We start from the raw sequence: 23,090 nt of genomic DNA on the forward strand, positions 1-23,090 counted from the left end.
CGATGGGGCCCTCACACACACCGCACTCACCAAGGGAATTGAACCATGCCCACCCTGCGCAAAATCCTCATCGCCAACCGCGGTGAAATCGCCTGCCGCATCCAGCGCACCGCCCAGGCCCTGGGCTATCGCACGGTGGCGGTGTTCAGTGATGCCGATGCCGACGCCCTGCACGTGCGCATGGCCGATGAAGCGGTCAACATCGGCCCCGCCGCGGTTGCCCAGTCCTACCTCAACGCTGAGGCGATCATCGACGCCGCACGACGCAGTGGAGCCGACGCCATCCACCCGGGCTACGGCTTTCTCTCGGAAAACGCCGACTTCGCCAGCGCCTGCGCCGAAGCCGGCCTGACCTTTATCGGCCCAAGCCCTGCCGCCATCGAACTGATGGGCAGCAAGCGCCTGTCGAAGATCGCCATGCTAGCCGCCGGCGTGCCGTGCATCGCTGGCTATCAAGGGCCTGAACAGGACGACGCCACCCTCAGCCGCGAGGCCGAGCGCATCGGCTACCCGTTGATGATCAAGGCTAGCGCGGGCGGCGGCGGACGTGGCATGCGCCTGGTACACAATTCCCACCAATTGCTGGAACAGATCCGCACCGCACGCTCCGAAGCCCTGCACGCGTTTGGCAGCGACGAACTGATTCTCGAACAAGCGTTGATCGACCCTCGTCATGTTGAAATTCAATTGTTCGGCGACCAGCACGGTCAATTGATCTACCTCGGCGAGCGCGACTGCTCGATCCAGCGCCGCCATCAAAAAGTCATTGAAGAAGCCCCATGCCCGGTCATGACGGCCGAACTGCGTCAAGCGATGGGCGAAGCGGCACTCAAAGCAGGACGCGCCGTCCATTACGTGGGTGCCGGTACCGTCGAGTTTCTGCTCGACGCCCGTGGGCAATTCTATTTCCTGGAGATGAACACCCGCTTGCAGGTCGAACACCCGGTGACCGAGTTGGTCACCGGCATCGACCTGGTGGCCTGGCAACTCGACGTCGCCGCCGGATTGCCGCTGCCCTTGCGCCAGGAGCAGGTAGTGCTCAAGGGCCATGCCATGGAGGTGCGGCTCTATGCCGAAGACCCGGCCCAGGGCTTCTTGCCCCAGACCGGGCGCATCACTCGCTGGGAGCCAGCCCTGCAGGAAGGTGTACGGATTGACCACGGCCTGCTGGAAGACCAGCAGGTCAGCCCGTTCTATGACCCGATGCTCGGCAAAATCATCGCCTACGGTGCAACCCGTGAAGAAGCCCGGCGCAAGCTGTTGCGGGCGGTCGAAGACAGTGCCTTGCTCGGATTACAGACCAACCAGCGACTGCTCGCCGGGTTACTGGAACACCCGCAGTTCATTGCCGGGAACTTCAGCACCGGCTTTATCGCGCAACACTTCAGCGATCACCCGAGCCTGCACCCGCACACACCCACGGCCCAGGAACTGGCCGTTGCCGCAGCGATCTTCTACCAGCAGTCCGCCCGCGCCCACGCACCGGGGCTCACGGGTTGGCGCAACAACGCCAATGCACCGCTGCAGCAACAAATCGGGATGCACGATAGCCGCTGGACGAGCGAAGTGACGGTCCTGGCCGCGGGTCAATTGCGCATCCAGGTGGCCGGACAAACGCTGCAACTGACCGTGCTCGACATCGACCCTCGCTCCGTCCACCTAGATATCGACGGCATTCGCCGACGGTACAGCTATCAATTGGCCCATGGACAACTCTGGCTGTTTACCCGCCCCGGTGCCCTGTTGTTGCAGGACCAGACATTGGCGGCAGTCGGCGGCCAGGCCAGTGTCAGCAGCGGTACGCTGAAGGCCCCCATGGATGGCGCCATTGTCGATGTACTGGTCAGTGAAGGGACAACAGTCAGCAAGGGCCAGCTGCTATTGGTGTTGGAGGCAATGAAAATGGAGCACCCGCTCAAGGCTGGCATCGATGGCGTGATCACACGCTTGCAGGTCAGCCCTGGCGACCAGGTCAAAAACCGGCAGATTTTGTTGGAGGTTGAGTAAGCCGCTAGGCGGATCCGTCGGGGTTGGCTACGCTCAGCCTTATCAGGACGCGGATACTAGGAACCCTGCAATGCCTCATTGGCTGGTAATTGATCTAGAAGCGACAACCGATGACGGTGGCTGGCCCATAGAAGAGATGGAAATCATCGAGATCGGCGCCACGCTGGTCAATCGTCAGGGCCGTGAGCTGGATCACTTCCAGCGCTTCGTGCGGCCATTGCGGCGGCCATTGCTGACCCCCTTTTGCCGGGAGCTGACCCATATCACCCAGGCCAGTATCGACGCGGCCCAACCCCTGAGCGACGTCTGGCCGCTGTTCGAGCGCTGGCTCGGCCAGCATCACACCCGCCTGGAAGGCTGGGCCAGTTGGGGAGACTACGACCGCAAGCAGTTGCTTCAGGAATGGCAACGCCTGCAGCTCGACAGCGCCCTGAGTCGTGTCCCGCACATGAATCTCAAGCAGCGGTTTGCCAAGGCTCGCCGCCTGGAGCGGCCACTGGGGCTCAATGGCGCCCTGCAACTGGCTGGCTTGCAGTTCACCGGACAACAGCACCGGGCACTGGAAGACGCACGAAATACCGCACGCTTGCTGCCCCTGACGCTTGCGGCGAAACCTTGAGGGCAACAGGTGACGGGCGAAATGGCCTTGTGCATACTGGCCGGCCTTTTTAGCCCTTTTCGAGGAATCGCCCATGTTTAAAGTCAACGAGTACTTCGACGGTACCGTCAAGTCGATTGCTTTCGGCACTGCTGAAGGTCCGGCCACTATCGGCGTCATGGCGGCGGGCGAATACGAATTCGGTACCAGCCAGCGTGAAATCATGCACGTGGTCTCCGGCGCCCTGACCGTCAAGCTGCCTGGCAGCAGCGACTGGGAAACCTTCGCCGCCGGCAGTCAGTTCAACGTACCGGCCAACAGCAAGTTCCAGCTCAAGGTCGCCGTCGACAGCGCTTACCTGTGCGAATACCGCGGTTAAGGGATTCTTCGCGATAAAAAAATGCCCGTGTCCAAGGACACGGGCATTTTTGCTTGCAGGGCTGGCTACTTATTCGAGAATCGTCACCGGCATGCCCACTTCCAGCACGCCGCTGCCATCATTGACCAGGTTCTGACCGAACATCGCGCCCTCTTCCTGGGCCCGGTATTGTTGCAGGGTGGCCAAGGGTTCGCGGTCTTCGCTGTGCTCGCCGGTCTGCGGATCGATGGTGGTCAGGATGCAGCGCGAACAAGGCTTGACCACGCGGAACTCGATATCGCCAATGCGAATGCGCTTCCAGCCATCCTCGGCAAATGCCTCGCTGCCCTCGATCACCAGATTCGGCCGAAACCTCAGCATTTCCAAGGGTCGCCCCACCCGTTGCGACAGGTCCTGCAGCGAAGCCTGGCCAATCAACAACAGCGGGAAGCCATCGGCAAACGCCACTTTATCGTCGTCCTTGCCATAACCGGCCTGTGTGGTGCGGGCCAGCGCTTCGGGGACCTGCACCAGGCGGGTCGGCTTGCCGATAAACGCACTGACCCAGGCAGCCGCTGCATCACCGGCATCCGGCACCCGCAGGGTATCGCGCCAGATAGTCACACCGCGCAGATCGGCATCCTCTGCCGGCAAGGCAACATCAATCGGAGAATGGCCCGGCGCCGCGAGGGTCAGGCCACCGGCGGCATTCCATAAGGCCGATAATTGACTCATGGCCGATACCGCGCGCTGCGTCAGGAAGCGTCCACTGGCCTCATCCACCAGCATCCAGCGTCGGTCACCGGCAAGCCCCAGTTTGTCCAGATCCGCCCGCTGCAGGGTTTCACCCTTGCCGGACTTGAGTGGATAACGGTACAGCGCGCTCAGACGCAACATGGCCAGCTCCTGATTGGCAAAAACGCCACCCTATACGAGCTTGATCATCGAATCAAAGGCTGACGTGGTGCCAACCTTTTTTGCGCTGTTGTCAGGCAGTGACTTCGTCGCGCATCAGACGCTCACGCACCACGTCGACCAGCTTGTCGGGCTGGAACTTGGACAGGAAGTTGTCGCAACCGACCTTCTTGACCATCGAATCGTTGAAGCTACCCGACAGTGAGGTGTGCAGCACCACATACAAGCCGCGCAGGCGAGGGTCGTTACGGATCTCGGTGGTCAGGCGATAACCGTCCATCTCCGGCATTTCGGCGTCGGTGAAGACCATCAACAGCTTGTCGGTCATCTCGACCCCGGAATCAGCCCAGCCCTTGAGCAGCTTCAGGGCCTTGAGACCATCGCTGGCAATGTGCATTTTCACCCCAAGCTGCCCCAGGGTGTCGCGCAACTGCGACAACGCGACGTTGGAGTCGTCCACCAGCAGCACCTCACGGCCACGGGCACGCTCGAGTACCGGATCTTCGAGCTTTTCACGGGAGACCTTGGCGCTGTAGGGCACGATCTCGGCCAGGACTTTTTCGACGTCGATGATCTCCACCAACTGGTCATCGACCTTGCTGATGGCGGTTAGGTAATGCTGGCGACCGGCACTGGTTGGCGGCGGCAGGATGGCTTCCCAGTTCATGTTGACGATGCGGTCCACACCACCGACCAGGAACGCCTGCACCGAGCGGTTGTACTCGGTGACAATGATGGTGCTGTTGGGGCCAGGTACCAGCGGGCGCATGCCGATGGCCTGGGACAGGTCAATCACCGGCAATGTCTGGCCACGCAGATTGACTACGCCACAGACAAACGGATGGCGCTGCGGCATCAAGGTCAGCTTGGGCAATTGCAGGACTTCCTGCACCTTGAACACGTTGATCGCGAACAATTGCCGACCGGCCAGGCGGAACATGAGAATTTCCAGGCGATTCTCACCCACCAGCTGCGTGCGTTGATCTACCGTGTCGAGAATGCCGGCCATTAATGACTCCTGGGCTTTTCTGATGAATTCACTAAAACAGCGTATCGGCGGACACCACCGCTTCTTGACCCTCGAATACAGGCCCGCAAAAAAATTGATGTCACATTAACATCATGCTCTACTGAATGGACCCTCTCTCCTGGCAGCGCGACCAACAAATACGCGACAGGTTCCACGCCATAAGGGAATCCCCTAGGCACAATCAGGACCAACCTGATATTCGCGATATCCAATAGCCATTAATGTGACGCCATTCTCATTGCATGAATGGAGTCAGGCTTTTGTTTTTGATCACAGAACCAACGCCAGGCCTCTATTTCAGCCAATCGGAACACGCTTCACGGGGGCGTGCTGTAGCAGCGCCTCACGCCAACGTTGATATCGGTGCAATGGATAAGCGCGTGTCAGACACACTCAGACCTTACGTCGTCCATCCTGAAAAACCGGAACTGTCTTACAGACTTGGCAGGTTATCTGGCAGTAACTTACGCCCGTTCACTCGACTCCCAATTGCGCCACCTGACTTGATGTCGTGGAGAAAAGCATGCTGAACGATCGTAAAAACTGGAGCCAACGGTTGCCTGAATTCCTGATCGAAGCGGAAACCCTTCTGGCCAAGTCAGAGGAGTGCCTGGCCCACCTGCAACTGATCAACAACGATCAGGATGCCATCGATTGCATGCTCGGCACGCTACTCACGCTGGCCAACCGTGCGGACGCACTGGCACTGGGGACGGTGTCGGAATTCGCAACGTCCATCCACGCACTGCTCAGCCAGGCGCCCCCGCAAATCGACCTGCACGCCCAGGCCCTAAGTGCCTTGAAAGAATGCTACACATTGATGGCCTGGCAACTGGAACTGGTCGACGTCAATACCGGAGAACTGAGCCTCGACAAAGCCGAGCAGGTGTCGTTGCTCGAAGCGTTCGCGATGGAAATCGGACGTGCCCCCCTGCGGTTCAGCGTTCCTGCCAAAGGCTATGCGCGCGCGACTCTCACGGCCAGACATGCCTGAGTCACACTCCGCACCTCCCCGAACAACTATCGACACGCCATGTAACATTTAATCATGTCGCCTTTGAATAACTCATATCCAGCAACGACACTGCCGATGTAAGTCCAATGATTGGCGAGCACTTCGAATACGCCAGAACAACCCGTTCAAAGCCGTGAATAGTCATCAACCGGCATTCGGACTCAAGCCTGTTCCTGCCCGTTGAACAATAGAGGGCAAACGCGACCAGGCGTGCCTTAAGTGTTAACATGCCGTCCAATTAATTGACGCTACATTAATGGCACTCTGAATCCAGCCCGGCATTGCCTTCTGGTAAGTGCAAAACCCGATTGTGACAATCAGGCTGCGCTAATTTGAAGCGGACCATTCATTTACCCGGTTTTTCCAGACACAGTCCCGTCAACCTCCATGACCGGCCTGCCCGCAGCGAACACTCATTGGCTCCATCAGCTATGCACGCCGGCCTGAAATCCATCCAAACCTGGCGCCTGTCCCGAACGAACCTTCGCCGGATCACCCTGCTGCTTTGCCTTTGCTCGGCAGTGGGCAGCGTGCTGGTTTATGGCCTCTCCATCCCCATGCCGCTAGTATTGGTAGCGTTGAACCTGGTGGCTGCAGGCTGTGCCCTGGAGCAGTATTGCCACTCGCGCAGGTCCATCAAGTTTCAGCCGCAGGAACTTGCCGACCGCCTGCTGCAAGTGCAGGAAAACGAACGTCATCGACTCAGCCGTGAACTGCACGACGACATCGGTCAGTTACTGACAGCCGCCAAACTACAAGGCGAATGGCTCAAACGCCGCCTGCCTGACGACCAGCAAAGCCAATGCACCGTGTTGTGTGAAACCCTGGAAGAAACGCTGACAAAAGTTCGCGATATGTCCGCGCTGCTCAACCCAAGACAACTGACCAGCCTTGGCCTGGAAGCCAGTTTGCGCGCGCACTTGCTCAAGACACTGACCAACACCGCCGTGAAATGGAGCCTCGAATGCCAACAGCGACTGACCGGCATCCCGGAGGAAATGGCAGTGGCGGCGTTTCGAATTACCCAGGAAGCCATTACCAACATCCTGCGCCATGCACAGGCCCAAAACCTGTTGGTCCGCTTGCAGCGTACCCCCCAAGGGCTTGCGCTGTTCATCAGTGACGACGGACTGGGATTCTCCCCCGCTGCCCATCCTGGCCGTGAAGGGCAGTGCGGGATGGCCGGGATGTCAGAGCGGGTCGAGCAATTGGGCGGCACCCTGAGCGTCACCAGTGAACCTGGCAAAGGAACGCAGATCAACGCACTTTTTCCCTGGGCGCCCCGCGCGCTTGAACGGGCCAGCACGAATAAGGTTCTACATTGACTTGCAACTTGCTTCTGGTGGATGACCACTCACTCATCAGGGCCGGTGTACGCGCACTGGTCATGGACATTCCCGGTTACTCCGTCATCGGAGAAGCCACTGATGGCGCCCAGGTGCTCGAAATGGTCGAGCACCTGCGACCAGACATCATTCTGCTGGATCTGTCCATGCGCGACATCGGCGGGCTCGAAGCGCTGCAAAAGCTCAAGGCGGTTCGCCCCCAGAGCAAAGTGTTGATCCTGTCGATGCACACCGAACCGGCGTTGATCATGCGTGCCCTGGAATCGGGAGCCCACGGCTACCTGCTCAAGGACACCACCGCCACGGAACTGGAGCATGCGCTCGAAGCCTTGCGCAACAACGAACGTTACCTGAGCCCGGCCATTGCACACACGGTGATCAATCAGGCACTGGTACAGACATACCGACAACAGCCGGAAACCATCGAGACCCATAACCTGACGGCACGCCAACTGGAGATCCTGCGCTTGATCGTACGCGGCAAATCCACTCGCGAGATTGCCAATGGCCTGGGCCTGAGCATCAAGACCGTTGAAACCCATCGCTCGCAAATCATGAAACGCTTGCAGATCTTCGATGTGGCAGGCCTGGTGCTGTTTGCCGTGCGCGAGCAGATCATCAGCCTCGACGACTGATCTGCATCAGCCCCGAAAGCAAGCCTCCCCTGAAGGCGCTCACCCTCTCCAGCGGCACCGGCGCAATGCTGACATCCAGAAACCCGTCGTCACCAAGCTGTCAGCACTGCACCTTGCCTGCGTCCAGCAGCGTTGAACGTGTCGAGTTTTTTCTTACACGCCGCGACGAATTAGCCGAATTGACGGTCAATTGATATTGGAACACCTTGTGTCAGTCGTTATCAGAAACAGATTGGCCACACACAAGGATGTGCATCCATATGACAAACCATGACTTGCGAATCCCGGCAATCCGCACGGCAGCCCCGAAGGACGATCAGCGAGCTGAATGCCTGTGCAGCCTCGACTCAAGCAAAGGAAGCACCCTGGAACCTCGCCTTGCCGAACTGGAGGCCCACCTCAGGTACATCCGCAGAGACATGGATGCGGCTCGCAGCGACCTGAAATCCATCCAGCACAGGCTTGCGTACTCAACAGGCGCAATGACCGTGATCATCGGACTCGTCAGCTGGATCGCCAACAGCCGTATCGATCAACTGGTCATGCTGCTCAACTGACAGAGCCGCAGGACGGTGCGCCAGGCCCATGCGGCCCGCTGTCGGGCCTGACGAGGTAGCGCTGCAGTGAAGCTCAGCCGAGTACTTCACTTAGCGGGATGAAGTTGACCCAATCACCCTCGACCAGTGTGCGCCCCTCAAGCACTTCGACCAGCCCCTCGGCCCATGCCGCGCTACGCAAGACCCCGGAACTCTGGTTTGCGTAGACAATCGCCCGCCCCTGCTCCAGCCGACCGCGAAGGTACTCCCGCCGATTGCCCGCCCTGGACCAGACGAATCCCGCCGGGACCTGGAACTGCAATGGGGCCACTGCTTGCACGCCTTGGCGGCGTAAAAGATAAGGCCGGGCCAGCAACGCGAACGTCACCAGTGTCGAGGCCGGGTTCCCTGGTAGCCCAATCACCGGCACGCCTCGAAAGTGACCGAACGTCAACGGCTTTCCGGGTTTAATGGCCAGCTTCCACAACGCCAGCTCACCCTCTTCACGCAAGGCGACCCCCAGGAAGTCGGCTTCGCCAACCGATACGCCTCCCGTGGAAAGAATCAGGTCAACGCTACCCAGCTCAGCGAGGCGCGTGCGAGTGGCCTGCAGATTGTCCGGAAGAATACCGGCATCCACCACTTCGCAGCCCAGGCGCTGCAGCCAGCTGCACAGCAGTACCCGATTGCTGTTGTAGATCTGTCCGGGCCCCAGGGCCTGCCCCGGTTCGATCAGTTCGTCGCCGGTAGACAGTACGGCGACGCGCACCTTGCGCACCACCTCGAGCTCCGCGCACCCCAGTGAAGCTGCCAGGCCTTGCTCGATAGGTCCCAAACGGGTGCCGGCACTCAGCACCTGCTCGCCCACTGTGGTTTCCTGGCCTTGTGGGCGGATGTTCTGCCCGACCTTCATCGACTCGGTGAACCGTACCCTCAAGTCACTCAGGACCTCGGCGTTTTCCTGCATTTCGACGCAATCCGCGCCGGCCGGCACCGGTGCGCCGGTAAAGATTCTGGCGCACGTACCGGGCGCCAAGGGCTCCGGTACTTGTCCGGCGAATACCTTCTGACTGACCGCCAATGGCTCGCCCGTCCAGTCGGCCAGCCGCAGGGCGTAGCCGTCCATGGCACTGTTGGGCCACGGCGGCAGATCAAGGGTCGATACCAGGTCATTGGCCAGCACACGCCCCTGGACGGCAGCCAGCGGCAATCGTTCACGCTCAGCAATGGGTGATGCTTCAGCCATTTCCAGCAGACGTGCCAATGCCACTTCGACGGGCATCAAGCTACCCGTCTTGCCTGGCTTACCCGCGGGATTCACAGGGTGCCGCCTGTTTCAGGTGAGTGACGAAGTTGCAGGGACGGTGACGCGCATCCAATTGCTCGGCGAGTATGCCATCCCAACCGGTTCGCACCGCGTTGGTGGAACCTGGCAGGCAACAAACCAGTGTGCCATTGGCCAGGCCCGCCAGCGCGCGCGACTGAACCGTGGAGGTGCCAATATCAGCGACCGATATCTGTCGGAACAACTCGCCAAACCCGTCGACCTGCTTGTCCAGCAGGCAGCTGACCGCTTCAGGCGTACTGTCACGCCCGGTGAAACCCGTCCCCCCGGTAATCAGCACCACTTGAACCAGGTCATCGGCGATCCAGGTGGCGACTTGCGCACGTATTTTGTACAGGTCATCTTTAAGCAGGACACGCGCAGCCAGATTGTGGCCGGCAGCGCTCAAGCGGTCGACAAAGACCTGGCCCGAGGTATCGGTTTCCAGCGTGCGGGTATCGCTGACAGTCAGCACCGCGATGTTCAGCGCAACGAAAGGTACATCGGCCTTGGCTTTCATAGGCTCGTCCAGTTGTAGGAGAAACGGCCCGGTGTTATATCACAGAGCCCTGTTTTTTTGCCCCACCGATGGAGAGGCGTCATGTCCCTGAATACTGAGTTACCGCCCTGCTCCATCCTGCTCCTGGCGGGCGGGCGTGGCCAGCGCATGGGGGGGCAGGACAAAGGGTTGCTCGAATGGCAGGGCCTGCCTCTGATTGCGCATCTGCACCAACGGACCCGGGGCTTGACCGATGACCTGATCATTTCCTGCAACCGCAATCTTGACCGCTATGCGCCCTATGCCGATCAGTTGGTACACGATGACAACAGTGATTTCCCTGGCCCTTTGGCAGGTATTCGCGCCGGGCTGAAGGCCGCACGCCACCCCCACCTGATGGTGCTGCCGTGCGATGTGCCACGCCTGGACGCCGAACTGCTGAAAACCATGCGTGAGGCGGCCCGCCAGCACCCGGAAAAACCCTTGATGGTGCGTCAGGGTGAACACTGGGAGCCGTTGCTGTGCATTATCCCTGTCGCGCTGTCAGATGAGTTCGACAAGGCCTGGAGTACGGGCGAGCGCAGCCCTGGACGGATCATGCACACGCTTGATGCCATTGCACTGCAGTGTCCCGAGAATGATCGGCGCTTGGCCAACCTCAATACCCCGGAGCTGTTAAGTCTGCACGCAAGCATGTCAGAATGACCTATTCTGGAACTTGCAGGCGCGCTGTACGTCTCAAGTTCAGACATCAAGAATTCATTTGCGGAGACATCTCATGACTCATCGGACCCTCGCCACTTTCATGCTTGCCTTGGGCCTGGCCACCCTCGCGGGCTGCTCGTCACCTGCAGTCATCACCTTGAATGACGGCCGTGAAATCCAGTCTGTCGACACCCCTAAATTCGATGCCAGGTCGGGTTTCTATGAGTTCGAACAGCTGGACGGCAAGCAAACCCGCATCAACAAGGATCAGGTCCGCACCGTCAAGGACCTGTAAGTCGCGACGCGTTCCGGATACACCACCAAGCCCGCCCAGCGCGGGCTTGGTGGTGTCTGGAGCGGCTCACCAGTCCAGGCTGATGGTGCTTTGGAACACCCGCTCCTGGCCGGTCACCGGGTCGACGAAGCGCAAGCCTTTGGCCAATAGCTTCAAAGGATTGGCGTAGTCATCCTCTGCATCTTTCAAGACGTCGGGGTAGAAGGGGTCATTACAGATACTCGCCCCCAACGCGGCCATGTGAACCCTCAGTTGGTGTTTTTTGCCCGTCACCGGGTACAACGCGTAGCGCCACAGATCAGCATTTTTTTCTACAACCTCGATGGCGGTTTCGGTATTGCTGATGCCTGGCCCCTCTTGCATACGGAAAAAGGGCTGACCATCGACCAGGCGGCTTTTGTGTACCAAGGGAAACGACAACGTCGGCAACGCACGGGCAATGGCTTCATAGTGCTTTTCGATGGTGCGAGTCGGAAACAGTGACTGATACGCCGAACGGCTTTGCGGATTGGCGGAAAACAGCACAAGCCCCGCCGTGTGCCGGTCGATACGGTGCAGTGGCACCAGGTGTGGATTGTCCAGGCGACGGATCAACCGACGCAGCAACGTCTGCTCGACATACTCGCCAGCGGGGGTCACCGGCAGAAAATGGGGTTTATCCGCTACCACCAGATGCTCGTCGGCGTACAGGATCGTTTCCACAACAGGGATATTCTTTTCATCAGGCACTTCGCGAAAATAATGGATTCGCAGGCCCTCCTTGTACGCCAGGTCCAAGGCAATCGCCTGGCCTTGACCGTCGAGCACGCGACCACGGGCGATCCTGTCCAGCCATTGTTCACGACCAATGGCGCTGAAGTGTTCGCACAGGCAATCAAGCACGGTCGCCCAGCTGCCTGGGGGCAGGTATAGCGTACTGGCCTGGTTCTGTGCGGCGGAAAACGATGAGGTGGACATACGAAAGCTCTGGCCGTTAATGCTGATGGCTATTATCCAACAATGGCTTGAACGGACCTAGGACAGATTCCACACGGCCCCCTCTGATGTCCGTCACGCGGTCAAGGACTCGCGCAGCGCTGCCGCGTCGGTGAACTCTTTCAACCAGCGCAACACATCGACGGCTTCCCAGCGGCCAGGATCATAAAGCGCATACAACAAGCCCTGGTAACCGACCACATCCAGCTGACGGTGATACCCGGCGCGCTGAAACAGGGCCTCGATTTCGGCAAAACAGGTATTGAAGTGCACTTTGTTGAACGGTGTTTTCCCTTCCGTCACCAGGCCATCCAGGCGTAACTCCCGCACCGCCTCGCGTACCACGTCGACCGACATCCGGTTCACGCCGGCTTTCAACTGTTCAACCTTGACCATGTTGCATCCCTCTCATTTCGTAATCCCGTGCGCGCGCCAGATGCTCAAAGCAATCGGACCCGCGAGGTCAACCTCATCCGCGCCCCACATAGCTGACAACCCACAGCACCACCCCCCAGATCGGGGCCGGGTCGAGTTCATCAAAGGGGACCGAGGGGATAGAGGGCCGCGCAGCCTTGAGCAGCAGCCCTCCCTTGGGATCGGCCGCCAACAGGCGCACGCAGTAATCGTTTTCGCTGTCGAGATGGGCCACCACGTATTGATCCTGAACAGGCTGGATCGAACGATCGACGATCAGACGGTCACCGGGATAAATACCGAATCCCAGCAAGCTGTCGTCATCAACCAGGACCGCACGCACCTGCTCGGCCCCCAGACCCACGATCCGGTCTAGCGAGAAGTCGCAGTGCGCCTGCTCTCGAGCGGCGCAATGCAGGGTACTGATGCTCAGCTCACCGGAATCCGGCAGCTGCAAGCGCTGACGACTTGCGAGTATGGTGAGGGACATGACGGCCACCCGAATAACTGTATGCACATACAGTAACCGAATATTCAAGCGCGCGCCAACGCATTACAGGCAGATCACGACAAACGGAGTCCGTGTCGCAACAAAAGCCAGGGGTCAACGCAAAAACGCCACGACTTGCTCGGCATCGAAGGGCCAGCCCAGTTCGGCCCCCGTATCGACCCGGCGCAACACCGGAATTCGCAAGCCATAGGCTTCAAACAACGCGTCACTGTCCGCAATGTCCACCAGTTCCACCAACAATCCGTGCTCGACCAACGGCATCAGTTCCGCTTCGGCGAGTTCACAGAGATGGCAGCCAAGGGTGCCGAACAACTGGCATTCAGAAGGCATGAGGTACAGATCACTGAGGAATGGGTGATCATTCTAGGCCGGACATAAAAAACCGTCGAGCGCCAGCCACTCCCATGAGGAGGTGAGGCCGCGCGCAGATCGGGGTGCAGATCATTGCGCACCCGGCGCCCCTCAGTCCTGGCTGACGGCACCGATCTTGTGGATCGACAGGTCAGCACCGTAGTACTCCTCTTCCTGGCTCAGGCGCAGACCATGCAAGCGTTTGATTGCGCCATACACCACAAGCCCCCCGATCAATGCCACCACAATACCCAGCGCCGTACCGATCAATTGGCTGATCAGGCTGACACCACCCAGCCCTCCCAACGCCGTCTGGCCAAAGATCCCGCAGGCAATGCCGCCCCAGGCGCCACACAAGCCATGTAATGGCCAGACGCCCAGCACATCATCGATCTTCCATTGGTTTTGCGCGGCAATGAAACACCCGACAAACAGGGCCCCGGCGATGGCACCGGTCACCAGGGCCCCCACCGGGTGCATCAGGTCCGAGCCCGCGCAGATCGCGACCAGCCCGGCCAGCGGTCCATTGTGTAGAAACCCCGGGTCGTTACGGCCAACGATCAATGCGGCCACGGTGCCGCCAACCATGGCCATCAACGAATTGACCGCCACCAGACCGCTGACCCCCTGCAGAGTCTGTGCGCTCATTACGTTAAAGCCGAACCAGCCGACGATCAGAATCCACGAACCCAATGCCAGGAACGGAATACTCGACGGAGCAAACGCCACCAGACGCCCGTCGCGGTACCGTCCATTGCGCGGTCCGAGTAGCAGTACTGCCGCCAATGCCAACCAGCCGCCCATGGCATGCACCACCACCGAACCTGCAAAGTCATGGAAGCCGGCACCAAAGCGCTCGAGCAACCAGGCTTGCAGACCCAAATTGCCATTCCAGACAATGCCCTCAAAAAACGGATAGATGAACGCCACGATCAGCGCGGTGGCGCACAACTGCGGTATGAACCGCGCCCGCTCGGCAATTCCGCCGGAGATAATGGCTGGAATGGCGGCGGCGAACGTCAGCAGAAAGAAAAATTTCACCAGCCCATAACCGTGATCGACACTGATCACCGAGGCCGGTTGCATGAAATGGACGCCGTATGAGATCCAGTAGCCTATAAAGAAGTAAGCCAGGGTCGAAATGGCAAAGTCGCTGAGGATTTTCGACAAGGCATTGACCTGATTCTTTTGACGAACCGTACCGACTTCCAGGAAGGCGAAACCGGCATGCATCGCCAGGACCATGACCGCGCCGATCAGGATGAAGAGCGTGTTGGAACCGTGGACCAGACTGTCCACTGCACTTTGCAGATTTTCCATGGGGTTGGCAGACCTTCAATCCGGAAAAAGCACCAAAGCAGTTCGCCAGGCCTTTTTGCGCACCAAGTTGACACCTCCCCTGGCATCAACTCGCCTTACGGCGAACCGTTTTGGCGCAAAAAAAACGGCGGGGTCAATCCTTGCCTGGATGTTTCCGCTGATTACTATTATTTAGGTTAAGGTTTTCGCGAAGCACGCCCGTTTTCAGCACCACAGCACCGATTGACGCACCACGACATAGCAAAAGCTGTACCAGCCATTTGCACTGAACCTTCGCAAACGGCTCATACTCGAACACTTCACACGCCACTTATGGAGATCACCATGGCCAGCAAAACGGAAAAGACTGCTCAAGAAATCCTGATGGAAGATTTTCAGACACTGGTCAGCGACACCGAGCGGCTGCTGGAACACACCGCGACACTGGCCGGTGATCAAGCCGACGAACTGCGCAGTCAGATTCACGAAAGCCTGGTGCGCGCCCGCGAGACCCTGAAACTGACCCAGGACTCCCTGAACGAGCGCGGCAAGGCCGCTGTCTCTGCGACCGAAGACTATGTCCAGGCCAACCCCTGGCAGTCGGTGGGTATCGCGGCTGGGGTGGGCTTTCTGATTGGCCTGCTGGCGACTCGGCGCTGATATGGCGATCGGTGAATCCGGCTCGCCGGAAACAGACTCCGGCTCCTCATCGCGGCGCCTGGGCGCCGCGTTCCTAGGGTTGCTGCACAGTCATGTCGAGTTGTTCGGCATCGAGTTGCAAGAGCAAAAGGCGCGTACGGTCAGCCTGTTGCTGTTCGCCGGCCTTGCGCTGGTGTTCGCCCTGCTGTTGCTGGTGGGTCTTTCGGCACTGGTGTTGATTGTATTTTGGGACACCTATCGCCTGACGGCCATCGTTGGCCTGTGCGTGTTCTATGCGCTCGCAGCCCTGTTCTGCGGCATGCGCCTGAAAGCTGCGGTCTTCGACGAGTCGTCGCCGTTCCACGCCACCCTTGAAGAGCTGAACAACGACAGGGAGCGCCTGTTGCCATGAACCTGCCCGAGATCCCCAAGAACAGCTCGCGGCAAGAAATGCGCAAGGCCCTGATCCGCTTGCGCATGGAAATGCATCGCCAGGAAATACGTCATGAGTCCCGGCAATTGCTGCAACCCTTGCAGCGAATACGCGGCATGTCGCAAACCCTGCAGGAGGGCCTGGGCATCAAGCACGCGCCACTCTGGGGAGTGGCCGCCGTGACCTTGCTGGGTTTTCTCACCGGCAAAGGCGCCAAGGGTGGAGGCCTGCGCAATGTCTCCCGATGGGTGCGGCTGGGCACCACACTGTTGCCGCTGATCAAGCTGGTGATGCAAGGCACCTCACGCAAAGACTAGTCCGCTGTCATTGGCCGCAGTGTTGCGGGCTCGAACCTCTTTATCGAGAGGTTCGATGTCGTCTGCCCGTTTACCGAGTATCGATACCGACGGGCTCGGACTCGGGTTCCGCTTGCAGCCGGCGGCACGAACCGGGAAGCTAACGCATCAGTCACCCTACGGAGAGCCCAGCCTTGGATTGGCATACCCTGCTTAATCGTGAACGCCTCGGGAAGCCGGTGCACAGCCCGGAAGAACTCGGCCGCAGCCCGTTCCACAAAGACCACGACCGGGTCATTTTCTCCGGTGCTTTCCGCCGGCTGGGGCGCAAGACCCAGGTCCATCCGGTCACCAGCAACGACCATATCCATACCCGCCTGACCCATTCGCTGGAAGTCAGTTGCGTTGGGCGCTCACTGGGTATGCGCGTCGGTGAAACCATTCGCGGCGCCCTGCCCGACTGGTGCGAGCCCAGCGATCTGGGGATGGTGGTGCAATCTGCCTGCCTGGCTCACGACATCGGCAACCCCCCCTTTGGTCACTCCGGTGAAGACGCCATCCGGTACTGGTTCCAACAAGCCGCAGGCAAGGGCTGGCTGGATGCCATGAGCGAAGTCGAACGGGATGACTTCCTCAACTTCGAGGGTAATGCCCAGGGTTTCCGGGTTCTGACACAACTGGAATACCACCAGTTCGACGGTGGCACCCGGCTGACCTACGCGACACTGGGCACCTATTTGAAGTACCCCTGGACAGCACGCCACGCCGACTCGCTGGGTTACAAGAAGCATAAATTCGGCTGCTACCAGAGCGAGCTGCCACTGTTGGAGCAAATCGCCCAGAAATTGGGCCTGCCACAACTGGACGAACAACGCTGGGCCAGGCACCCGCTGGTCTACCTGATGGAGGCCGCGGATGACATTTGCTACGCCTTGATCGACCTGGAAGACGGCCTGGAGATGGAGTTGCTGGAATACGCCGAAGTGGAGGCTCTGTTGCTCGGCCTGGTCGGTGATGACTTGCCGGAAACCTACCGTCTGCTGGGTGCCAACGACTCGCGCCGACGCAAACTGGCGATCCTGCGTGGCAAGGCCATCGAACACCTGACCAATGCAGCGGCGCGTGCATTCGTCGAGCAACAGGACGCCCTGCTGGCGGGCACCTTGCAAGGTGATCTGGTGGAGCACATGCACGGCCCGGCCAAGCGTTGCGTGCTGAATGCCAAGGACATGGCGCGTAAAAAAATCTTCCAGGACAAGCGCAAGACCCTGCATGAAATCGGTGCGTATACAACCCTGGAGATTCTGTTGAACGGCTTTTGCGGGGCCGCGCTGGAGCAGCATGGCGGTCGTACGGCTTCATTCAAGAATCGTCGCATACTCGATCTACTCGGCAACAATGCTCCCAATCCGAACGACCCTTTGCACGCGTCGTTTTTACGCATGATCGATTTCATTGCCGGCATGACCGACAGCTACGCCAGCGAAATGGCCCTGGAAATGACTGGACGCTCCCGCCACCCCTAAGCCCCATGGTTCCGTCGCACCCAGGCATCTGGCGTGCGACTGACCACAGGTCCAGCGTTCAACATAATGAGCGAATCGCCCTACATCTTACGCCAAGCAAACTTACTGTTTCTCTCTACACACAAATCAATTGCTCCATACTGAAACAACAAGTCGACCTCCTACGACAGATAGATATTCGGACACAAAAAAACATTAGCGCCTGAAAAAATAATTCTCCACTGTCCATCACCTCAAGTTGGCGATCTTGCATGGAAAACTAAATGCTCTCATACAACTTTCGCATCATGCTGGTGGAGGACCATCCCTTTCAACTCAAGGCAACCCAATACCTGCTTGAAAGTTACGGCTTCACCCATATAACGACCTCAAACAGCGCCAACGCCGCACTGCAGGCGATGAACCGGATGCATAACCCTTTCGAGATATTGCTGTGCGACCAATGCCTGCCAGACCTTTCAGGTCTCGACTTGATTGCTATTGCCAACCATCAGGGCCTGATCCAACAGGCTATTATCCTGAGCAGCCTTGATACAATCGAACTGGACAGGCTAAAAAAGCAGGCCCGCGAGCAACACCTGCCTTTATTGGGGCTGCTGCCAAAACCACTGAAGCAATCCGAGTTCACTTATTTATTGACTCTGTATTGCTCCAACATCAACCATCCATGACAATCATTGCACAGAACACCAAGACGCATAGAGAGCACCACTGTACATAGACCCACACCAGTACTTAGCGAATCAGGCAAGCGCTCATCCAACCTTGTCACATCAATTAATATATTATCCAAACATCCACTCTTCGCCCACAACCACCTACTTGGCACGTAATCCCCTGCCCCTTCCATTGTAGGATTAGTCCTATATTGCACCCCCAACCCTGTCCGTTTATATGTCGGCTTCCATATCTGAGCTAAGGTGCTCGCTTTATTTGTGCACATATGGGATTTGATTATGAACTCAGTTTTTATTGTCGACGATCACCCCGTCATTCGCCTTGCATTGCGTATGTTACTAGAGCATGAAGACTACAAAGTAGTAGGTGAAGCCGACAACGGGGTCGATGCGATGCAGATGGTTCGCGAATGCATGCCTGACCTGATCATCCTGGACATCAGCATTCCCAAACTTGACGGGCTGGAAATCCTCTCCCGCTTCAACGCCATGAGCACGCGACCGAAAACACTGGTATTGACGGCTCAAACGCCAACACTTTTTGCAATCCGCTGCATGGGGTCCGGTGCGTCAGGCTATGTCTGCAAACAGGAAGGCCTCAGCGAACTGCTCAGCGCCATCAAAGCCGTGTTGTCCGGTTACAACTATTTTCCCAGCCAGGCATTGAACCCGTCTCGCGACGACGAAGCACTCTGCGCGGAACTGGACTTGTTCAAGTCCGTCAACGATCGCGAACTGATGGTGATGCAATTGTTCGCCCAGGGTCGCACCAACAAGGAAATCGCCAAGGGCATGTTTCTCAGTAACAAGACTGTCAGTACCTACAAGAAAAGACTCATGCAAAAACTCAAGGCCAAGTCCCTGGTAGAACTTATCGAGATGGCAAAACGTAACGCTTTAGTGTGAGAGACAGGATGCCCAGGTGTTTAAAGGACTATTTATTGTATTTGAGTGCAGGTTTATACCTGAATGCCTCAGTGTCCATAGCCGAACCCGGAGTCGAACATTACACATTGCTCAGTCGTTCAACGGCAAGCCACATGGACATCCAGCTGGATGAACCACAACGGCAGTGGGTACTCAACCAACGCGAACTGGTCCTGGGCAGTTCGGCGCCCGACTACCCCCCTTTTGACTTGACGATCAGCGGCCATGAATACGAGGGTTTTACCGCCGACTACGCCGGTATCCTGGGCGCCTCCCTGGGGTTGCCCATCAAGATCCGTCGCTACCCATCCCGCGAAGCTGCCATCCAGGCACTCGAAAACGGCGAGATCGACCTGCTCGGAACGGCCAATGGTTTCGAGGCCCGGTATTCGAACATCGCACTATCCGCCCCCTATGCCATTGACCAACCCGTCCTGGTGACCCGGGAGAACGAGAGCCGTTCGTTGACCGAGGGCCTGGCCGGCATGCGCTTGAGTATGGTTTATCACTACCTGCCACCGGAAGAGGTAAAGGCGCTCTACCCCAAGGCGGTCATCACCCCCTATCCGTCCTATCTGAATGCGATAAATGCAGTCGCCTTCGACCAGGCCGACGTCTTTCTGGGTGACACCATTTCAACCCACTACATGATCAACAAGGGCTATCTGAAGAATGTGCGAATGGCCAACTTCGGAAAACACGAAGCCTATGGTTTCAGTTTTGCCGTTCGCAAGGACAATCAGAACCTTCTGCATATCATCAACACCGTTCTCAAGGCGGTAGCCACGGGAGAACGCGAAAGCATCGCCAAGCGCTGGAGCGCCGGCAGCGACATTCTTCTGACTGACCACAAACTGCAATTGACCCGCCGCGAAGAACGCTGGCTTGCACAACATCCGGTGGTCCGCGTGGCCGTCAACGATGCTTTCGCCCCGCTGACGTTCTTTGACGCCGATGACACATTCAGAGGGATTACTGCCGACCTGCTCGAACTGATCAGGCTGCGCACCGGTTTGCGCTTCGAGATTCACCGCAGCCGAAGCGACAACGAAATGATCAAGCAGGTCCAGGAGAACCGGGTCGACCTGATTGCCGCCCTGCTTCCCAATACCGAGCGTGAAGCCCTTCTGAGTTTCACCCGTCCCTATCTTGAGAATTCATTTGTCTTGCTGACCCGAAAAAGCGGCTCCAGCCCGACCAGCCTGGAGCAACTGGCAGGCAAAAGCCTCGCCATCACTCAAGGCAATCCATTGCGCGACTACCTGATCCGCGAGCACCCGACGATCCACCTGGTCGAAACACCTGACACCTTCAGCACGGTAGAACTACTTGCCAAGGGCCAGGTAGAGGGCGCGGTCAATTCGCTGGTGACTGCCAACTATTTCGTCGACTCGCAGCTGTTCGAGGACCGACTGCAGATCAGCGCGACAATTGGCACTCGGCAGGCCGCGTTGTCCCTGGCGACTGCACGCGACGCTCCCGAACTGAGTGCCATCCTCGACAAAGCCCTGTTAAGCATCGCACCAGACGAACTGGGCATAATCAACAGTCGCTGGCGTGGTTACACGAGCACCTCCGGCAACACCTGGCGCACCTACCAGCGCTTACTGTATCAACTGCTCATCGGCAGCAGCCTGCTGCTACTGACTTTGCTGGCCTGGAATGCCCATATGCGCAGGCAGATCAAGCAACGCCAACAAGCGGAGCGAGCACTGAGTGACCAGTTCGAGTTCATGCAGACGCTGGTCAACGGGACACCTCACCCCATCTATGTGCGTGACCGCGAGGGGCTGCTGAAAAGTTGCAACGACAGCTATCTGCAAGCCTTCAGCGCCAGACGCGAAGACGTGATCGGCAAAGATGTGATGCAAGGTGCCATGAGCAACGTGCTTGAAGCCAGGCAATACCACGCTGATTATCGACGCGTGGTGGCCGAAGGCGTTCCGTTGATTCTTGATCGCCCCCTGCACATCGGCCTGCAAAAACTGACGATCTACCACTGGATTCTTCCCTACCGGGATTCGACGGGTGACGTCCAGGGAATCATCGGAGGATGGATCGATATCAGCGAGCGGCGTCAGCTTTTTGATGAACTCAGGTCTGCCAAAGAACGGGCCGATGAGGCCAGCCACGCCAAGAGCACATTCCTCGCCACCATGAGCCATGAAATCCGCACGCCGATGAACGCGGTGATCGGCATGCTCGAACTGACGCTCAGGCGCGCCGATCCGAACCACCTTGATCGCTCGGCCATCGAAGTGGCCTACAACTCGGCCAAGGACATGCTCGAGCTTATTGGCGACATCCTCGACATCGCCCGAATCGAGTCCGGTCGCCTGAGCCTCTTCCCCGAACGGGTGAACCTCGGCGAAACCGTCGAAGCAGTCGTGCGAGTCTTCGACGGGCTCGCACGACAAAAAAACCTCAGCCTGATCCTTACGCTTCCCGACGCGGACGATCAGCCCGATGTCATGACGGATCCGCTGCGTCTCAAGCAGATACTGTCCAACCTGATCAGCAATGCCATCAAGTTTACCGAGCAGGGTGAAATCACCATCAAGGTCCGTCTGCAACCCTCGCCGCAGCCCGATCGATGGCTCATCGAGCTATGGGTCTGTGACAGCGGAATCGGTATCAGCGAGGACGATCAGCGTCAGCTGTTCGAGCCCTTTGCCCAGGCGGGCAACACCGGGCACCGGGCCAGAAGTGGCGCAGGCCTGGGCCTGGTGATCTGCCGCAGCCTGTGTGAAATGATGGGCGGCACCTTGCAGCTGACCAGTGAACCGGGCACTGGCACACAGGCACGGGTGTGCCTGCCGATGACCACACTGCCTGGCGCAATCGCCCAGGATACCCCGCAACCGGCGCTTGCCAGGACCACAACCCTCTTGAACGTGCTAGTGGTCGACGACCATCCCGCCAATCGATTACTGATGTGCCAGCAACTCGACTTCCTGGGCCATCGATGGATCACGGCCAACAACGGCGAAGACGCTTTGCGGAGCTGGAAAGAAAGCCATTTCGATCTGGTGATTGCAGACTGCAACATGCCCCTGATGAATGGTTACGAGCTCACCCGTGCCATCCGTACCCACGAGCAGGAAGAGCAGCGCCCACGTTGTACGGTGCTGGGGTTCACCGCCAACGCCCAGCCAGAGGAAAAACAGCGATGCCTGCAGGCAGGCATGAATGATTGCCTGTTCAAACCCATCAGTCTGACAACACTGAGCCAACGCCTGGAAGCACTTGAGCCGATCAGCAAGGACCAGGTCTTCAGCCTGGACAGTCTGCATTTACTCACCGGAGGTGACCCCCTGCGAGCACATCGATTGCTCGCCGAACTACTCAACAGTAACCGCCTCGACCTGGAGGAGCTACTTGGACTACCACCTGCAAGCGGGCGGCAGGCCTTCATCGATGTCGCACACAAAATCAAAGGTGCGGCGCGCCTCATCCAGGCTTCAACCCTGATAGACAGCTGTGAGGCGCTCGAACGCATGTGCCACGAGGACTTCTCTCTGGACAGGCTCCAAGCCCACAAAAACCGGATGCGGTACGCCATCCTTGAGCTGGATCAGGCCCTGCAACAACAGCTCAGCCTGCAAGCCGTTTCTTGAGTCAAGGCTCCCCGGCACCGACCGGGTGAGTTCGGGCGCTTGCGGGCCTGCGAACAACCGTCCCATGCTTGCCAGGCTGTTCGTCCAAGGCTTGCTCAACAGACCCTAGGGATCCAAGGCGGATTGGTCCTTCATTTACTATGCTTGCGTGCTCAGCAGTGT

Annotated in this window: 25 protein-coding genes; 16 read left to right on the forward strand and 9 right to left on the reverse strand. The window is 58.5% G+C overall.

The genetic code is table 11. The annotated features are described in order from the left end of the window. The first annotated feature begins 45 nt into the window (after nt 1-45). The 3 genes from CKW29_RS15620 to CKW29_RS15630 all read left to right on the forward strand — a co-directional run bounded on the left by CKW29_RS15620 (nt 46) and on the right by CKW29_RS15630 (nt 2,984). A complete protein-coding gene (locus CKW29_RS15620; RefSeq protein ID WP_095143835.1) occupies nt 46-2,007 on the forward strand; it encodes an acetyl/propionyl/methylcrotonyl-CoA carboxylase subunit alpha in 1,962 nt (653 codons plus the stop codon). Nucleotides 2,008-2,077: 70 nt separating this feature from the next. Continuing rightward, nucleotides 2,078-2,626 carry an exonuclease domain-containing protein gene (locus tag CKW29_RS15625; protein WP_095143836.1) on the forward strand — a complete coding sequence of 183 codons (549 nt, stop codon included), beginning with the start codon at nt 2,078-2,080 and terminating at the stop codon, nt 2,624-2,626. 73 nt (nt 2,627-2,699) lie between these two features. Next, on the forward strand, nt 2,700-2,984 hold the full coding sequence (locus tag CKW29_RS15630; protein ID WP_095078709.1) for a pyrimidine/purine nucleoside phosphorylase: 285 nt from the start codon (nt 2,700-2,702) through the stop codon (nt 2,982-2,984). Nucleotides 2,985-3,053: 69 nt separating this feature from the next. Here CKW29_RS15630 and CKW29_RS15635 read toward each other — a convergent pair whose 3' ends face one another. Both CKW29_RS15635 and CKW29_RS15640 read right to left on the reverse strand, forming a co-directional pair. Beyond that, the gene (locus tag CKW29_RS15635; RefSeq protein ID WP_095148812.1) at nt 3,054-3,860 is read right to left on the reverse strand and encodes an MOSC domain-containing protein; all 807 of its coding nucleotides are present in this window, start codon (nt 3,858-3,860) and stop codon (nt 3,054-3,056) included. A 91-nt stretch (nt 3,861-3,951) separates the two neighbouring features. Then, nucleotides 3,952-4,887 carry a chemotaxis protein CheV gene (locus tag CKW29_RS15640; RefSeq protein ID WP_095143838.1) on the reverse strand — a complete coding sequence of 312 codons (936 nt, stop codon included), beginning with the start codon at nt 4,885-4,887 and terminating at the stop codon, nt 3,952-3,954. Between the two features lie 544 nt (nt 4,888-5,431). Between CKW29_RS15640 and CKW29_RS15645 the strand changes: the two genes are divergently transcribed. The 4 genes from CKW29_RS15645 (at nt 5,432) to CKW29_RS26080 (ending at nt 8,461) form a co-directional block, all read left to right on the forward strand. Then, nucleotides 5,432-5,902: a hypothetical protein gene (locus CKW29_RS15645; protein WP_095143839.1), complete on the forward strand. Its 471-nt coding sequence runs from the start codon at nt 5,432-5,434 to the stop codon at nt 5,900-5,902. A gap of 452 nt (nt 5,903-6,354) precedes the next feature. Next, nucleotides 6,355-7,248 carry a sensor histidine kinase gene (locus tag CKW29_RS15650; protein ID WP_095143840.1) on the forward strand — a complete coding sequence of 298 codons (894 nt, stop codon included), beginning with the start codon at nt 6,355-6,357 and terminating at the stop codon, nt 7,246-7,248. Next, a complete protein-coding gene (locus tag CKW29_RS15655; protein WP_095143841.1) occupies nt 7,245-7,904 on the forward strand; it encodes a response regulator transcription factor in 660 nt (219 codons plus the stop codon). The genes CKW29_RS15650 and CKW29_RS15655 overlap by 4 nt, the downstream gene beginning before the upstream one ends. A gap of 260 nt (nt 7,905-8,164) precedes the next feature. Then, a complete protein-coding gene (locus CKW29_RS26080; protein ID WP_256577021.1) occupies nt 8,165-8,461 on the forward strand; it encodes a hypothetical protein in 297 nt (98 codons plus the stop codon). Nucleotides 8,462-8,534: 73 nt separating this feature from the next. Here the strand turns inward: CKW29_RS26080 and glp are convergent, their stop codons facing one another. Both glp and moaB read right to left on the reverse strand, forming a co-directional pair. Continuing rightward, on the reverse strand, nt 8,535-9,722 hold the full coding sequence (gene glp / locus CKW29_RS15665) for a gephyrin-like molybdotransferase Glp (protein WP_176465271.1): 1,188 nt from the start codon (nt 9,720-9,722) through the stop codon (nt 8,535-8,537). 22 nt (nt 9,723-9,744) lie between these two features. Then, nucleotides 9,745-10,284 carry a molybdenum cofactor biosynthesis protein B gene (gene moaB / locus CKW29_RS15670; protein WP_095143843.1) on the reverse strand — a complete coding sequence of 180 codons (540 nt, stop codon included), beginning with the start codon at nt 10,282-10,284 and terminating at the stop codon, nt 9,745-9,747. An 81-nt stretch (nt 10,285-10,365) separates the two neighbouring features. Here moaB and mobA point away from each other — a divergent pair, with 81 nt between their 5' ends. Together mobA and CKW29_RS15680 are read left to right on the forward strand one after the other, a co-directional pair. Next, nucleotides 10,366-10,968: a molybdenum cofactor guanylyltransferase MobA gene (gene mobA, locus CKW29_RS15675; protein ID WP_095143844.1), complete on the forward strand. Its 603-nt coding sequence runs from the start codon at nt 10,366-10,368 to the stop codon at nt 10,966-10,968. Between the two features lie 73 nt (nt 10,969-11,041). Beyond that, a complete protein-coding gene (locus CKW29_RS15680) occupies nt 11,042-11,263 on the forward strand; it encodes a YgdI/YgdR family lipoprotein (protein ID WP_095143845.1) in 222 nt (73 codons plus the stop codon). Nucleotides 11,264-11,329: 66 nt separating this feature from the next. Here CKW29_RS15680 and CKW29_RS15685 read toward each other — a convergent pair whose 3' ends face one another. The 5 genes from CKW29_RS15685 to CKW29_RS15705 form a co-directional block, all read right to left on the reverse strand. Continuing rightward, the gene (locus CKW29_RS15685; RefSeq protein WP_095143846.1) at nt 11,330-12,220 is read right to left on the reverse strand and encodes a pseudouridine synthase; all 891 of its coding nucleotides are present in this window, start codon (nt 12,218-12,220) and stop codon (nt 11,330-11,332) included. Nucleotides 12,221-12,313: 93 nt separating this feature from the next. Continuing rightward, entirely contained in the window at nt 12,314-12,634 is a 321-nt protein-coding gene (locus CKW29_RS15690) for a transcriptional regulator (protein ID WP_095143847.1), read from the reverse strand. Nucleotides 12,635-12,707: 73 nt separating this feature from the next. Next, entirely contained in the window at nt 12,708-13,142 is a 435-nt protein-coding gene (locus CKW29_RS15695; protein ID WP_095078697.1) for a LexA family transcriptional regulator, read from the reverse strand. Between the two features lie 114 nt (nt 13,143-13,256). Then, nucleotides 13,257-13,493, reverse strand: a complete 237-nt coding sequence (locus tag CKW29_RS15700; protein WP_095078696.1) for a glutaredoxin family protein — start codon at nt 13,491-13,493, stop codon at nt 13,257-13,259. Between the two features lie 132 nt (nt 13,494-13,625). Then, nucleotides 13,626-14,834 (reverse strand): ammonium transporter, encoded by a 1,209-nt coding sequence (locus CKW29_RS15705; protein WP_095143848.1) that lies wholly within the window; start codon nt 14,832-14,834, stop codon nt 13,626-13,628. 324 nt (nt 14,835-15,158) lie between these two features. Between CKW29_RS15705 and CKW29_RS15710 the strand changes: the two genes are divergently transcribed. The 7 genes from CKW29_RS15710 (at nt 15,159) to CKW29_RS15740 (ending at nt 22,928) form a co-directional block, all read left to right on the forward strand. Then, nucleotides 15,159-15,473: a YqjD family protein gene (locus CKW29_RS15710; protein ID WP_095148813.1), complete on the forward strand. Its 315-nt coding sequence runs from the start codon at nt 15,159-15,161 to the stop codon at nt 15,471-15,473. 1 nt (nt 15,474) lies between these two features. Beyond that, nucleotides 15,475-15,864 carry a phage holin family protein gene (locus CKW29_RS15715; protein WP_095143850.1) on the forward strand — a complete coding sequence of 130 codons (390 nt, stop codon included), beginning with the start codon at nt 15,475-15,477 and terminating at the stop codon, nt 15,862-15,864. Continuing rightward, the gene (locus CKW29_RS15720) at nt 15,861-16,202 is read left to right on the forward strand and encodes a hypothetical protein (RefSeq protein ID WP_095143851.1); all 342 of its coding nucleotides are present in this window, start codon (nt 15,861-15,863) and stop codon (nt 16,200-16,202) included. Before CKW29_RS15715 ends, CKW29_RS15720 begins: the two co-directional genes overlap by 4 nt. A gap of 173 nt (nt 16,203-16,375) precedes the next feature. Further along, nucleotides 16,376-17,707, forward strand: a complete 1,332-nt coding sequence (locus CKW29_RS15725; protein WP_095148814.1) for a deoxyguanosinetriphosphate triphosphohydrolase — start codon at nt 16,376-16,378, stop codon at nt 17,705-17,707. Nucleotides 17,708-17,970: 263 nt separating this feature from the next. Next, the gene (locus CKW29_RS15730; protein ID WP_095143853.1) at nt 17,971-18,378 is read left to right on the forward strand and encodes a response regulator transcription factor; all 408 of its coding nucleotides are present in this window, start codon (nt 17,971-17,973) and stop codon (nt 18,376-18,378) included. A gap of 285 nt (nt 18,379-18,663) precedes the next feature. Next, nucleotides 18,664-19,290, forward strand: a complete 627-nt coding sequence (locus CKW29_RS15735; RefSeq protein WP_095078689.1) for a response regulator transcription factor — start codon at nt 18,664-18,666, stop codon at nt 19,288-19,290. Nucleotides 19,291-19,298: 8 nt separating this feature from the next. After that, a complete protein-coding gene (locus CKW29_RS15740) occupies nt 19,299-22,928 on the forward strand; it encodes a transporter substrate-binding domain-containing protein (RefSeq protein WP_095148815.1) in 3,630 nt (1,209 codons plus the stop codon). Nucleotides 22,929-23,090: the final 162 nt, after the last annotated feature.

Source organism: Pseudomonas sp. Irchel s3a18, from assembly GCF_900187535.1.
Classification (GTDB): Bacteria; Pseudomonadota; Gammaproteobacteria; order Pseudomonadales; family Pseudomonadaceae; genus Aquipseudomonas.